The organism is Tissierella sp. MB52-C2 (assembly GCF_030931715.1).
Taxonomy (GTDB): domain Bacteria; phylum Bacillota; class Clostridia; order Tissierellales; family Tissierellaceae; genus Tissierella.
Genome location: NZ_CP133261.1, coordinates 802,624 through 817,712 on the forward strand (window position 1 = coordinate 802,624; position 15,089 = coordinate 817,712).

Annotated in this window: 11 protein-coding genes; all 11 read left to right on the forward strand. The window is 30.9% G+C overall.

Features of this window, described 5'->3' with window-relative positions; translation table 11 throughout:
- Position 1: 1 nt before the first annotated feature.
- The 11 genes from RBU61_RS03990 to RBU61_RS04040 all read left to right on the forward strand — a co-directional run bounded on the left by RBU61_RS03990 (position 2) and on the right by RBU61_RS04040 (position 15,021).
- The gene (locus RBU61_RS03990) at positions 2-1,042 is read left to right on the forward strand and encodes a zinc-binding dehydrogenase (RefSeq protein ID WP_308878277.1); all 1,041 of its coding nucleotides are present in this window, start codon (positions 2-4) and stop codon (positions 1,040-1,042) included.
- Positions 1,043-1,201: 159 nt separating this feature from the next.
- Positions 1,202-1,810: a superoxide dismutase gene (locus tag RBU61_RS03995; RefSeq protein WP_308878278.1), complete on the forward strand. Its 609-nt coding sequence runs from the start codon at positions 1,202-1,204 to the stop codon at positions 1,808-1,810.
- A 247-nt stretch (positions 1,811-2,057) separates the two neighbouring features.
- Entirely contained in the window at positions 2,058-4,703 is a 2,646-nt protein-coding gene (gene adhE, locus RBU61_RS04000; protein WP_308878279.1) for a bifunctional acetaldehyde-CoA/alcohol dehydrogenase, read from the forward strand.
- Positions 4,704-4,917: 214 nt separating this feature from the next.
- A complete protein-coding gene (gene mprF / locus RBU61_RS04005; protein ID WP_308878280.1) occupies positions 4,918-7,497 on the forward strand; it encodes a bifunctional lysylphosphatidylglycerol flippase/synthetase MprF in 2,580 nt (859 codons plus the stop codon).
- A 16-nt stretch (positions 7,498-7,513) separates the two neighbouring features.
- Positions 7,514-8,266 carry a sugar phosphate isomerase/epimerase gene (locus tag RBU61_RS04010; protein WP_308878281.1) on the forward strand — a complete coding sequence of 251 codons (753 nt, stop codon included), beginning with the start codon at positions 7,514-7,516 and terminating at the stop codon, positions 8,264-8,266.
- Between the two features lie 10 nt (positions 8,267-8,276).
- The gene (locus RBU61_RS04015; protein ID WP_308878282.1) at positions 8,277-9,131 is read left to right on the forward strand and encodes a cobyric acid synthase; all 855 of its coding nucleotides are present in this window, start codon (positions 8,277-8,279) and stop codon (positions 9,129-9,131) included.
- A gap of 12 nt (positions 9,132-9,143) precedes the next feature.
- Positions 9,144-10,091: an adenosylcobinamide-phosphate synthase CbiB gene (cbiB, locus tag RBU61_RS04020; protein ID WP_308878283.1), complete on the forward strand. Its 948-nt coding sequence runs from the start codon at positions 9,144-9,146 to the stop codon at positions 10,089-10,091.
- Between the two features lie 162 nt (positions 10,092-10,253).
- A complete protein-coding gene (locus RBU61_RS04025; RefSeq protein WP_308878284.1) occupies positions 10,254-10,928 on the forward strand; it encodes a response regulator transcription factor in 675 nt (224 codons plus the stop codon).
- Entirely contained in the window at positions 10,925-12,214 is a 1,290-nt protein-coding gene (locus tag RBU61_RS04030; protein WP_308878285.1) for a HAMP domain-containing sensor histidine kinase, read from the forward strand. Before RBU61_RS04025 ends, RBU61_RS04030 begins: the two co-directional genes overlap by 4 nt.
- Before the next feature lie 268 nt (positions 12,215-12,482).
- Positions 12,483-13,193, forward strand: a complete 711-nt coding sequence (locus tag RBU61_RS04035; RefSeq protein WP_308878286.1) for a zinc metallopeptidase — start codon at positions 12,483-12,485, stop codon at positions 13,191-13,193.
- Positions 13,194-13,278: 85 nt separating this feature from the next.
- On the forward strand, positions 13,279-15,021 hold the full coding sequence (locus RBU61_RS04040) for a methyl-accepting chemotaxis protein (RefSeq protein ID WP_308878287.1): 1,743 nt from the start codon (positions 13,279-13,281) through the stop codon (positions 15,019-15,021).
- Positions 15,022-15,089: the final 68 nt, after the last annotated feature.

Here is a 15,089-nt window from a genome sequence, read left to right on the forward strand (position 1 = left end):
TATGAAAGGGTTTGCAATGCTTGAATCAAATAAAGTAGGATGGATAGAAAAAGAAAGACCAATTGCAGGGCCTTATGATGCAATACTTAGACCTTTAGCATTAGCACCATGTATATCAGATATTTATACTGCATACCAAAGCGAATTAAATTATAGAGAAAATTTGATTTTGGGACATGAAGCTATTGGAGAAATTATAGAGGTTGGAGAAAAGGTTAAAGATTTTAAAACAGGGGATAAAGTAATCGTACCAGCTATTACACTTGATGGAAGAAATAATAGTTCAGATAATAATTGTGCACAGCAGATAATCGGGAGAAAATTTTCAAATATAAAGGATGGAGTTTTCTCAGAATACTTTCATGTAAATGATGTAGATATGAATGTAGCATTATTACCAGAGGATATTTCATTAGAATCTGCCATTATGCTTACGGATACAGTATCTACAGGACTTCATGCTGTAGAATTAGCAGAGGTAGAATACAACGATACAGTGGCAGTTTTAGGTACCCCATCCATAGGATTAATGGCAGTTGCTGGGGCTAAGCTAAAGGGAGCTAAAAGAATCATCATAGTAGGTGCTAATAAAGAATTAATCCAAGCCGCTAAATTTTATGGAGCAACAGATATTATATACCATAAAGATGGTCCAATATCTGATCAGATTCTTGAATTAACAAAAGGTGAAGGAGTAGATAAAGCCCTAGTGGCAGGTATGGATTCAGATGCAATTACAAATGCAGTAAAGGTTGTTAAGCCTGGAGGATATATAGGAAATGTAAATCACTTTGGTAGTGGAGAAAAGTTTTCAGTCCCTAGACTTGAATTTCCAAGTGACACTAAATTAAGTATTACGGGAAAAATAACACCTGGTGGCAGGGAGAGAATGGAAAAACAGATTGAGTTGGTAAAGTCTGGGCTAATCGATCCTAGTAAAATAGTAACCCATGTTTTCCATGGATTTGAGAAAATAGAAGATGCATTGGAAATGATGAAAACTAAGTCTTGGGATTTAATTAAACCAGTAGTAATACTATAATATAGAATACAACATTAAGCTCTAGTGAAACAAACTGCACTAGAGCTTTTATATATTAAAATTTAAAGATTTTAAATGATAATGTTTATCAATTGAAAAAGTGGGCATATATATAATACGATAACAATCAAATTAATATAGATAAAAAGGAGCGATAAAATGAAATTTTTATTACCAGAATTAAAATATTCATATGATGCTTTAGAACCACATATAGACCAGTTAACTATGGAAACACATCATTCAAAACATCATCAAGCCTATGTAGATAATTTAAATAAAGCCTTAGAAGGTCATGAGAAGTTTCAAGGAATGGAGATAGAGGATATTTTAAAATCCCTAGATAGATTGCCAGAAGACATTAGAGCTGCTGTAAGAAATAATGGTGGTGGTCACTATAACCATACTTTATTCTGGGATATAATGTCACCTAAAGGTGGGGGAAAGCCAGAAGGAGAGCTTGGAAAGAAAATTGATGAAAATTTAGGTGGATTTGATAAATTTAAAGAGGATTTTAAAAAATCAGCTTTAGGTCAATTTGGTAGTGGATGGGCATGGCTAGTACTTTACAATGGAAAACTTGAAATAGTTGCTACAGCAAATCAAGATAATCCAATTTCACAAGGGAAAGTACCACTTCTTGGTATAGATGTATGGGAACACGCTTATTATTTAAAGTATAAGAATAAAAGAGCAGACTATATAGATTCTTGGTGGAATCTAGTTGATTGGAATGAGATAGAAGAAAGATATAATAAGGCTAAATAGTAAATAATATTAATGCTTAAAGAAGTTACTAAAAACCAAAATAGATTTTAAAATCTGTTTTGGTTTTTAATTTTAGTCAGAAATTTTAGATATTTCTATTTATTCTGTAAAACATTAGGAAAAGTATTAGTTATATGATATAATACTAAAAGAATAATATTTAGTCTTACTTATTACTGAAGCTATTATACCCTAATATATGGAATAGAGATATTATTAAGAAAATGATTAAAGGGGTGCTTTGAGTATGAGAGTAACAAACAAAGAAGAACTTTTAATGAAGTTGGAAGAGCTTAGGGGAGCTCAGAAAAAATTTGCTACATTTACTCAAGAACAAGTAGATAAAATATTTCTTGAAGCCGCTATGGCAGCTAATGACCAAAGAATTAAATTATCTCAATTAGCAGTAGAAGAAACAGGAATGGGTATTGTAGAAGATAAGGTTATCAAAAATCACTATGCAGCTGAATATATCTATAATAAGTATAGAAATGAAAAAACTTGCGATATTATAGAAGAGGATTCTTCTTTTGGACTAACAAAAATAGCAGAGCCAGTGGGAATTATTGCTGCAATTGTACCTACGACAAACCCCACATCAACAGCAATATTTAAATCTTTAATATCCTTAAAAACACGAAATGGAATTATTTTTTCACCTCACCCTAGAGCAAAGGAATGCACCATAGCAGCAGCTAAAATAGTCCTTGATGCAGCAGTAAAGGCTGGCGCTCCAGAGGGAATAATAGCTTGGATTGACGACCCATCAATAGAGTTATCACAGTTAGTTATGCAGGAGGCAGATTTGATCCTTGCTACTGGTGGGCCTGGAATGGTAAAGGCTGCATACTCATCAGGCAGACCAGCTGTTGGTGTAGGTCCTGGAAATACTCCGGCCATTATAGATGAAACAGCAGATCTTAAAATGGCAATAAACTCCGTTTTATTATCAAAAACATTTGATAACGGTGTTATTTGTGCATCAGAACAATCTATATTAGTAGTTAAAGAGGTATATCAAGAAGCCAAGGAAGAACTTGAACATAGAGGAGCATATATTTTAAATGAAGATGAAAAGAATAAGGTAGGAAGTATATTACTTAAAAATGGTGCAGTAAATCCAGATATAGTAGGACAACCTGCTTATAAAATTGCAGAATTAGCAGGTATTACAGTGCCAAAAGAAGCTAAAGTTTTAATAGGAGAAGTAGAGGCTGTAGGACAAGAAGAACCTTTTAGTTATGAAAAATTATCTCCTGTTTTGGCAATGTATAAGGTAGATGATTTTAACCATGGGCTTGAAATGACTGAAAAACTAGTGGCACATGGAGGATTAGGACATACATCTGTACTTTATACAAATGAAATGATATGTAAAGATAGAATAGAAAAATTTGGTGCAAGGATGAAAACTGGAAGAACTATAATAAATATGCCATCTTCTCAAGGTGCCATAGGTGATTTATTTAACTTTAAATTAGCTCCTTCATTAACTTTGGGTTGTGGATCATGGGGTGGAAACTCTGTATCTGAAAACGTAGGAGTAAAGCAATTACTAAATATTAAATCTGTTGCGAGAAGGAGAGATAATATGCTTTGGTTTAGAGTACCTGAGAAAGTATATTTTAAATATGGTTGTCTAGGAGTTGCAGTAAGAGAACTAGGAGAAATGGGTAAAAAGAAAGCATTTATAGTAACTGACAAGGTACTTTATGATTTAGGATATACAAAGAAATTAACAGATGTCCTTGATGAATCTGGTATTGCATATAAAGTTTTCGCAGATGTTAAACCAGATCCTACTCTTGAAATTGCCATAAAAGGTGCAGAAGAAATGAAGAACTTTGAACCAGATATAATAATTGGTCTAGGTGGAGGTTCGCCTATGGATGCAGCAAAGATAATGCACGTTTTATATGAACACCCAGAAGTTGAATTTAATGATTTAGCTATGAGGTTTGTGGATATAAGGAAGAGAGTATATACATTCCCTGTAATGGGACAAAAGGCAATGATGGTGTCTATTCCTACTTCAGCAGGGACTGGTTCAGAAGTTACACCATTTGCTGTCATAACAGATGAAAAAACAGGAATAAAGTATCCTCTTGCAGACTATGAATTAACTCCTAATATGGCAATAGTAGATACAGAATTTATGATGAATATGCCAAAAGGTCTAACGGCTGTCTCAGGCATTGATGCTTTAACCCATGCCATTGAAGCATATGTATCCATTATGGCTACAGAGTTTACAGATGGCCTAGCGCTACAAGCAATCGAATCCATATTTAAATATTTACCAATAGCATATAATGAGGGTAGTACAAATGTAGAAGCTAGAGAAAAAATGGCTCATGCCTCTACTATTGCAGGTATGGCTTTTGCTAATGCGTTTTTAGGAATATGTCACTCATTAGCCCATAAACTAGGAGCATTCCATCAAGTCCCTCATGGAGTGGCTAATGGAATGTTAATAAATGAAGTAATTAGATTTAATGGAGTAAATAATCCTACTAAACAAGCAGCTTTTTCTCAATACAAATATCCTAATGCACAGGAAAGATATGCTAAAATAGCTGATTATATAGGATTAGGTGGAAATACAGACCATGAAAAGATGGAATTATTAATAGAAGCCATAGATGAATTAAAGGATAAGGTTGGAATACCAAAATCTATTGCTGACTTTGGTGTTAATAGAGAAAAATTCTATGCTTCCTTAGATGATATGTCTGAACAAGCATTTGATGATCAATGTACTGGAGCAAATCCAAGATACCCATTAATAAGCCAATTAAAAGAAATATATATTGCTGCATACGAAGGCGTATATCTGAGTATTGAAGATGGTGAAATAGAAGGAGAACTTGTGGAAGAAGGGGCTGGTAACTAGAAGATAGTTTTTCACCTTCAACGGATAAAAAACTGCTAACAAAGAAACTTGTTAGCAGTTTTTATTATTTATAATAAATCAGTTAAGCTAAATCTACAATATTTAACTCCATTGATAAAATTTGAAAAACGATGTAATATATTATTTAGGTATTAGAATAAATATAGATTTATAGAGAATAGTAAATTAATGAGTATCACAGATGGAGGAGTATATGGAAAAACTTAAATTGCTATTAAAGAAAAATGGAGCAAAGATTTCAAGAGTAATATTTATAATGCTTATGATAGGAGTTATAATTGCTGGAGGAGTAAGGGAATTAAAATCAATAGATTTTGCTAAGATAATATCTATAATCAGGGAATTTCCTCTATCTCTTATATTTATATTTACTATTTTAGGAATATTAGCAGTATCATCAATGAGTTTATATGATTTTGCAATAATAAAATATCTAAATTTTGATATAAAAAAGACAACTATATTTAGCATTACTTTTGTGGCTAATACAATAAATAATATTTCTGGGTTAGGCGGATTAACAGGTGCTTCCATCAGATCACTTCTATTTAAAAAGAGTGCTAACAATAAAGAGGATATTATAGATTATAATTTACTACTAATTCCATCAACAGGTATAGGTCTTTCTCTTATGATGATTATTGCACTGTTTAAATATCAATATATAAGTCCGCTTTTAGAGAAGTATAGATGGATAATTATAGCCATTATTGCTTTTATGATATACTTTGTTATCTATTTTTTCATAGATAAAATATTTGATACCTTAAAGAAAAGTTCAAGAGATGTAGATAATAATAGAATTATTTTGAGAGTGAAACTACTATTCTTATCCTTTATAGAATGGATGATTGCTTTTACCTTATTCTTGGTTATTGCTAGACAGTTTAGCCAAGGGATAAATTTATATATAGTATTTATTATATTTACTTTAGGTTCTATGGCTGGTATCTTAAGCTTACTGCCTGGTGGAGTGGGGTCATTTGATTTAGTAGTATTACTTGGCTTTCAATATTATGGTGTAGGAACTGAAAATGTCTTAGCTATATTAATATTATATAGAATTTTTTACTATATACTGCCTTTGATAATAGGAATAAATCTTACTTTAATAATACAATCTCAAAGCGAGGACAAATTAAATCAATTTATAGATTTTTCAAAGATAAAAGATTTTATTAATAAAACATCTAGTATTACAAATCTATTATTATCAATATTAATATTAGCATCTGGAGTAACCTTATTATTATCTGCATTAGCTCCAGGGGCAATTGAACGAATTAAAATAGCTTCAAGGCTTTTATCGTTTCCAATTTTACAGTTATCAAGACAGCTAACAATATGTATAGGAATATTGCTGATAGTTATCTCTAGAGAAATAAGAATGAAGGTAAAGCGCAGTTATAAAATTACTATGTGGCTATTGTTTTTTGGTGCTATATTTGCAATGATTAAGGGGTTTGCTTATGAGGAAGCGATTTTCCTAATACTAGTTCTAATAATATTAAAAATGTCCAAGCATAGTTTCTATAGAAGAAGTTTGCCAATTGATTGGTTTAAAGCTATTATGACTTTGATATTAGCATTTATCGGGCTTCTAGCCTATGTAAAAATGTCCCATATAATACTGAAGGATTTCATAAGAATTGAGTATTTTAAGTCTTTAATTACAAAGGGAATCTCTTGGCCTATACCTAGTGGAGTTATTGCTTATGGTTTTCTCATTATTTTTGTTGTCTATTATGAATTGACAAAGGAGAGGATAACGAATAATGACAGGTATGAAGATGTTGATGAAGAAAGGGTAAATAAATTTTTACAGGAATATGATGGGAATTTCTTAACTCATCTTATATTCTTAAAGGATAAACATTTATTTTGGCCTAAAAATAATAAGGTTTTAATTCAATATGAGATAAGTCATGGTCTTGCTGTAGTTTTAGGAGATCCCATTGGAGATGCAAAGTACTTTGGTGAAGCTTTAACAGAGTTTCAGGACTTCATAGATGAATATGGATATAAATCAGTTTTTTATCAAACAAGTGAAAGATTATTGCCTTTTTATCATGATCATGGATATTATTTCTTTAAATTAGGTGAAACAGGACTAGTAGAGCTTGATAATTTTGACATAAATAGTTCCAAAAGTAGAGATTTTAGAAATATACTTAGGCGATTTGAGAAAGATGGTTTTACTTTCGAGATATATTATGAGAATTCCATAGATGAAAGTCTATTTTTAGATTTAAAAAAAGTTTCTGATGAATGGTTAGCCCATAGGGAGGAAATGGGTTTTTCACTTGGATGGTTCAATAAAGAATATTTAGATAAATCTAAGATTGGAGTTGTAAAGAATAGAGAAACAGAAGAAGTAATAGCATTTGCTTCTTTAAGTCCTAGTTATGATGATAAATCGGTTTCAATTGATTTAATGCGTTTTAGAAAGGAAGTACCTAATAACACTATGACTTTTCTTATATTAAATTTGATTTTGACATTTAAAGATGATAACTATAAGATATTCAATCTTGGAATGGCTCCACTTTCAAATGTAGGTATAGCACAAAATGCTCATATCCAAGAGAGAATTGCACACTTGGTATTTAAATATGGTAAACATTTTTATAGTTTTGATGGTCTAAGAAAATATAAAAATAAATTTGATCCGAGATGGGAAGGGAAATATTTGGTTTATGAGGATTTGATATTGTTACCATCTTCTTTGATAGAAGTAACTTGGTTGATTCATTCAAAGAAGAATAAATCTTAAAGGGATGAGTGAGTATATGAAAAGGAAAATATTAAAAACCATAAGTACCATAGATAGTTTAAATATGGAAGAGATTGAAAAACTCAATATAGGTATTGAAATACAAGATTTTACAGAGCCTAATTTGTCATTAAATGAAATTAATACGATAATTCATAGATATAAGGCCAAGCTTAAAGGGTTTAAAAACATTAAAGCCTTACATGGACCTTTTTTAGATCTGAAGCCTTCAAGTCCAGATAAATTAATTAGAGAGGTAAGTTATAATAGATATTTATATACTATAAATGTGGCTAAAGAGTTAAACATAGATTATTTAATATTTCATAGTCAAATAAATCCATATTTAAATCAGCCATCCATAAGGAAATTAAATAATACTCAAAGTAGGGAATTTTGGGAAGAAATTCTAAAGGAAGTACCAGATTATAAAGGAGTAATACTCTTAGAGAATATATTCGAGGAGACTCCAACTATGTTAAAAGAGTTAATAGAAACTATAAACTTGCCTAATGTTAAAATCAATCTAGATATAGGGCACGCTAATTTAGGAAAGGTTACATTGGAAGAATGGATTAAGGAGCTTAAAGATTATATTTTCTATATTCATATCCATTCCAATGATGGTCTATACGATAATCACCAAGCACCAGCTCTAGAGAAAATAGAAGAACTATATTATCTATTAGATAAATATAATATAAATCCAGTATTATCATTAGAGTATAATGTAGATAGTCTAGAAGAAGAAATACAAAAATATAGATAGGGGGAGAAACATGACAAATATTATGATACAAGGTACAACATCTTCCGCAGGTAAAAGTTTAATGTGTACAGGATTATGCAGAATCTTTAAAGAAGATGGCTATAAGGTTTATCCTTTTAAATCTCAAAATATGTCATCGAAATATTATACTACTAAAGATGGGTATAAAATAAGTACAGCACAAACTTTACAAGCTATGGCAGCAGGACTTGAGCCCCATCCCAATATGAATCCAATTTTACTTATACCGAAATCAGATAAAGGGTCTATGGTAGTTATAAAAGGTGAAGATAAAGAGGATATGGAAGCTGTGGAATATTTCAAGTATAAAAACACATTAAAACCAATGATACTAGATATATATAAAGAAATAGAAAGCAAAAACGATATTGTGGTTATAGAAGGTGCAGGAAGCCCTGCTGAAATAAATTTAAAACAAAATGATATAGTAAATATGGGTATGGCTGAAATGGCAGATGCTCCAGTACTTTTAGTAGCAGATATAGATAGAGGAGGAGTATTTGCTTCCCTCTATGGTACTGTAATGCTATTGGAGGAACATGAGAGAAAAAGGATAAAGGGGCTTATAATCAATAAATTTAGAGGAGATAAAACCCTTTTAGATCCTGGAATTAAAATGATTGAAGAAATATTAAATATACCAGTTATAGGTACTATACCCTTTGCACATTTGGAGTTAGTGGATGAAGATAGTTTAGTAGACTATGACAAGGAATGTAATATGAATCCTCAAACAGAAGAAGAAATGGAAAGGGAGTTAAGTAAATTAGCTGCAATACTTAGAGAAAATATGGATATGGATTATATTTATAAAATAATGGGATTGGATTTAGTAAATAATTAAGGAGAATTTAATATGTCAATGAGTGTAATTTTAGGAGTTTTATTAGACTTTAAGCTAGGAGATCCTTATAACTTTCCTCATCCAGTAAAGCTTATGGGGAGGATAATTTCTTTTGAAGAGAGATTAGTAAGAAAAATTATTAAATCTAAAAATGGACTTAAACTTGCAGGACTTATTATTGTTATAATTAATATTTTACTTGGATTTACAGTGCCATATTTACTATTAAAACTTATAAAACAATATAGACTTATTTATATCCTAGTAGATACATACCTAATCTATACTTGTATAGCTGCAAAATGTTTAGACTACGAGGCAACTAAAGTATCGGAAGCTTTAGACAGCAGTATAGAACAGGGGAGAGAGAGACTTTCTTATATTGTTGGAAGAGAGACTAAGAATCTTTCAGAAGAAGAAATCATAAAAGCAACTGTAGAGACTGTGGCAGAAAATACTTCCGATGGAGTTATAGCTCCTTTAATTTATATAATTTTGTTAGGAGCACCAGGGGGACTAGCCTATAAGTTTATAAATACTATGGATTCTATGTTAGGATATATGAATGATAAGTATATAGATTTAGGATATTTTCCTGCAAAAATAGATGATATATTTAATTATATTCCTGCGAGACTTACTGGGATTTTTATGTGTTTAGGATCTATAGGAAGATTTAATATAAAAGATGGTTTTAGAATAATGACAAGAGATAGAAAAAACCATAAAAGTCCTAACTGCGCATATCCAGAAGGAGCTGTTGCAGGGCTTTTAGGTGTTCAGCTAGGTGGAAATAATTATTACCATGGCAGGCTAGTTGAAAAACCAACTATTGGTGATAATATACGATCTATTCAAAAGAGAGATGTAAGAGATACAATAGATATTATGTATTTAAGTGAGATATTATTTTTGACTACTTGCATTATAATTGAATTAATAATAATTAATATAAAATAATATTTAACTATAAAAATAACTCTTATTTTAGAAAGAGTTATTTTTTATAACTAATTCTTATAAAAATTAATATTCAGTTCATATTAGTGTTTTATAATTATATAAGGATTTCACTAATACTATGGATTCGTTTTTAAAATAATATTGTTAAGAGGGATATATATGATTAATATTCTAGTAGCTGAAGATGATAAGAATTTGCAAAAATTAATTGGAGCTGTATTAAAGCAGCAAGGATATAATGTTTTAATGGCTAATGACGGTATTCAAGCATTAGAGATATTGGATATGATACATATAGATTTAATTATCAGTGATATTATGATGCCAAACATGGATGGTTATCAATTAACTGATTTACTTAGAAAATCCAACTATAATTTACCTATTCTAATGGTAACTGCTAAGGAAACCCTTGATGATAAGAAAAAAGGATTTATTGTAGGAACAGACGACTATATGGTAAAACCCATAGATATAGACGAGATGGTATTAAGGGTAGCAGCACTATTGCGTCGTTCGCGTATTGTTAATGAGTATCGTCTAACAATTGGTGAATTAGTTTTGGATTATAATACTTTAGATGTCAATAAAAAAGACATATCTATAAATCTTCCTAAGAAGGAATTTTATTTATTATTTAAGCTGTTGAGTTATCCCAAGCAAATATTCACAAGACAACAGCTTATGGATGAAATATGGGGAATGGATTCAGAAGCTGACGAACGTACAGTAGATGTCCATATTAGGCGTTTAAGGGACAAGTTTTCTGAATTTGACGAATTTGAGATTATTACAGTTAGAGGATTAGGATATAAGGCAGAGATAAAAATATGAAAAAGATTGCTGTAAAACTAGCTTTATTTTTTATTATTATAATTTATAGTTCTTCTATTCTATCCTTTATTATATCAACTATATTTACTGAGAATATTGAAGATGAAATTAAACTAAATCAATTTAAAATAGCAAACTCTATATTACAGCTATATGAAAAGACAGATTTAAGTATAGAAGAAATTGCAAATATTACATCTACTTCAACATCTCATGTTAGTAAAATTGAAAATATCGATTTATTTAAGTTTACAGAAAAAGAGTTAGAAAAGATTTATAATAATGAGCCTGTTTTCTCATATGAAAGCAAGCGAAACAGTCCTGTAGTAGTATTATTTTTAGATGACTCATTTATTCAAATTAGCCTATATCCTAAAAATACAATCTTTAAAATAGTAGTATCTAGAGTATGGTTTACCATGTTAGTGTATGTTGTTATAGGGAGTATATGTATTATACTTTTATCTAAGAGAATAGTCAAACCAATATTGGAACTAACCTCTGCTACGCAGGAAGTAGCAAAGGGAAATTTTGATGTATCTGTTGAAGTTGAAAGACAAGATGAAATAGGGCAACTTACCCATAACTTTAACAAAATGACTCGAGAACTAAAAAACATAGAATATCTTCGCAAGGACTTTATCACAAATGTATCACATGAATTTAAAACTCCAATTGCATCTATTCAAGGATTTGCTAGATTGCTGCAGAAAGGGAATTTAACGGAAATTGAAAGAAAAGAATATACAGATATAATTGCAGAAGAAACCATAAGATTGTCTAAACTTTCCTCTAATATTTTAAAACTTTCAAAATTAGAAAGTCAAGAGATAGTAGGGAGAACAACAGAATTTTGGCTAGATGAGCAAATAAGAAAAAGTATTTTACTTTTGGAATATGAATGGAGTAAAAAGAATATTGAGTTTGATATTGAACTTCATAAGGTTAAATATGTAGGAGATGAAGGATTATTTCAGCAGGCCTGGATCAATCTTTTGGGAAATGCAATAAAATTTTCAAGAGATAATAGTGTTATTAGTATAAAACTTGAGGAAACAGGTTCAATTATAAGAGTAGAAATTAAAGACCATGGTATTGGTATGAGTGAAGAAGTATTGCAGCGTATTTTTGAAAAGTTCTATCAAGGGGATAGATCTCATTCTTCTGAAGGTAATGGATTGGGATTGCCTTTAGTAAAGAAGATTATAGATCTATATGGAGGAAATATTCATGTCCATAGTATTCCCAATATAGGCTCTGTTTTTACAGTTGAGTTAATATATTAAAATCTATTAATATAGATAACCAACACGAAATCATAATAAAAAATACTAAGAGAGTGCATTTGCAGAATATGGAATAACTCCCAATGAATGAGGCTATAAAATCCGTAAAGAAATTTATATGTTTGAGCGTAGCGAGTTTATAAATTTTAGGATTTTATAGCTGAATGAATTGTAGGAGTTATCCATATTCGAAACAGCCGAACGTGTATTTTTATTATGATGTTGGTTATCTATAAAAAAATTTAAAATAAAATTAAGGAGTGATTATATGTTATATTCAAGAGGATTTTATGGATTTGATCCTACAATGATTATTTTGCTTCCAGCAATTATTTTAACCATCTATGCTCAAAGTAAGGTAAAATCAAATTTTGCTAAATATTTGAGAAAATCAACACAGAAGTCATATACAGGAGTTCAAGTAGCAAGAACACTTTTAGATCAGCATGGATTACATCATATACCAATAGAAGTTTCAAAGAGACATTTAAGCGACCACTATGACCCAGCAAACGGTGTACTTAGATTATCCCCTGAAGTGTATCAGGGTAATTCTATTGCTTCCGTTAGTGTTGCTGCACATGAAGTAGGTCATGCTATTCAGCATGCTAATGGATATATTCCCTTATCTTTAAGAAATATGATATTTCCTTTGGCTAGTTTCGGGTCTTCTACAGCTTGGGTTTTTATTGCCGTAGGACTGATGATTCCTAGTCTTGGTGGATTAATGGATATTGGCATATGGATATTTGGAGCTGCTGTGGCTTTTCAGATAATTACCCTGCCAGTTGAATTTAATGCAAGCAGCCGTGCTTTACAACTACTTGACAGCAATGGATTTGTTGTAGAAGATGAAATTAAAGGGGCAAAAAAGGTTTTAAATGCTGCGGCTCTAACATATGTGGCGGCTATGGCCAGTGGTATTGCACAACTGTTGCGATTGATATTGATTAGAAATAGAAATAGTAGAGAGAAATAAAATAGTCAACATAGAAAATATTATATAGATAACCTCATTTAACAAAAAAATTGGTACCATTTTGTGCAATTTAAGGGGGAAGTAAATGAAACGTGCAACAAAAAACAAGAAAAAGACAACTTTGCGTAAACAGTGGACAAGAAATATAATGATCTTTATAATTGTTTTATTTTTAGGATTTGGATTTTTCGTTTATAAAACGGTGAATATAGCAGCACATCAAATGTTGAATATCTCACTTAATGCTATGATGGGAATCGCCACAAGGGAGTTATCTCAATATGATTTAAAGGAACTTGCAGTGAGTAAAGATGAAAACAGTGAAGATTACCAGCATATTGTAAATACTTTGGAAGAAATATCAAGTAAGGCTAAATCCATACTGGAAGATATTTATGTATTTACAAAGGATTCCAATAACAAATGGATATATATAGCAAATACATCTAGTAGTGATAAACACAATATAGGAGAGTATCTGTCCCATAATAATGAGGAGATGGACATGGCCTATGAGACAGGAAGTACTCATACCGTAGCAATAGATCAGGATTTCCTTACTCAAGAAGCATATTCAGCAGTTTATATACCTATTTCTCAGAATGATAAAGTAACAGCTGTTTTAGGTATAAATGTAAATACAAAGGCGTTCATTAAATTACAGACTCTATTCTTAGGTATACTAATAGCTATATTAGCAGTAAGCTTGTTTTTCATATGGTGGATTGTTCGATTTATAACTATGAGACAAAGCAAATCAATAGAAAGTCTGGTAATTAAGATGAGAGAAATAGCAGAATTAAGTGGGGATCTTACTAAGAGACTGGAAATTGAGGAAAATAACGAAATAGGCGAATTAGCAATATGCACAAATCAAATGCTTGATACAATACAGAGTATATTATTGAATGTAGATGAAAATTCTAGAAATTTACTGGATAATACTAAACAGTTTTCTAAAGCATTTGAAGAGGTTAGTATATCCTTTGAACAAATAGATGATACTGTTGATAATGTAACCGAAAGAATAGCAGGGCAAACAGTTGAAATGTCGAAAATGACTGATTCAATCTTAGGAACACATCAAGCTATTAAAGATATAGCCAGACATTCACAACAGGTAACGGTAGAAGCCACAGAGACTCAAAACAATGCAATCCAAGGAAATGAAGCAATTGAAAAAATGAAAAATCAAATTAATGATGTAGGTAAAGTTGTTAATGAAACAACAGAATTAATGATGAAGTTGGATGAACATTCAAATGAAATAAATAACATAGTAGATACTATTACAGGCATAGCTAAACAAACAAATCTTTTAGCATTAAATGCTTCAATAGAAGCTGCCAGAGCAAAGGAACATGGCGCAGGATTCACAGTAGTAGCAGAAGAAGTAAGAACCTTAGCAGAGGAATCATCAAAGTCGGCAGGTGAAATATCTAGTCTTTTAGAAGATATACGGAAAGGGATTTTAAATGCTTCAAAGTCCATGCAAGAAGTATCTCAAAAAGCAGCAGCAAGTCATGTACAAGTAGATGATGTAATAAATCGCTTTGAAAGTATTACAGAGTCTATACAGAAGGTGTCATCTATGGTAGAGGAAGTATCTGATTCTACAGAAGAAATAACTTCAAGTACAGCAATAATGTCGGAAGGGATGGAAAACCTAGAAGCTATTTCAGAAGAAAATACTGCATCGGTAGAAGAAATTGCATCTAGCATAGATAGTGAAGCAAACACCATTAAGGATATATTACAGATAGTATCCCATATGGAGAATGAAACCTATGAATTAAATGAAAGATTGAGTAAACTGAAGCTAAGATAAATATTTCATGCTTTCCTAGATTTTCCTTGACAACGCTTTTCATATTCAATAAAATTATGGATATGAAA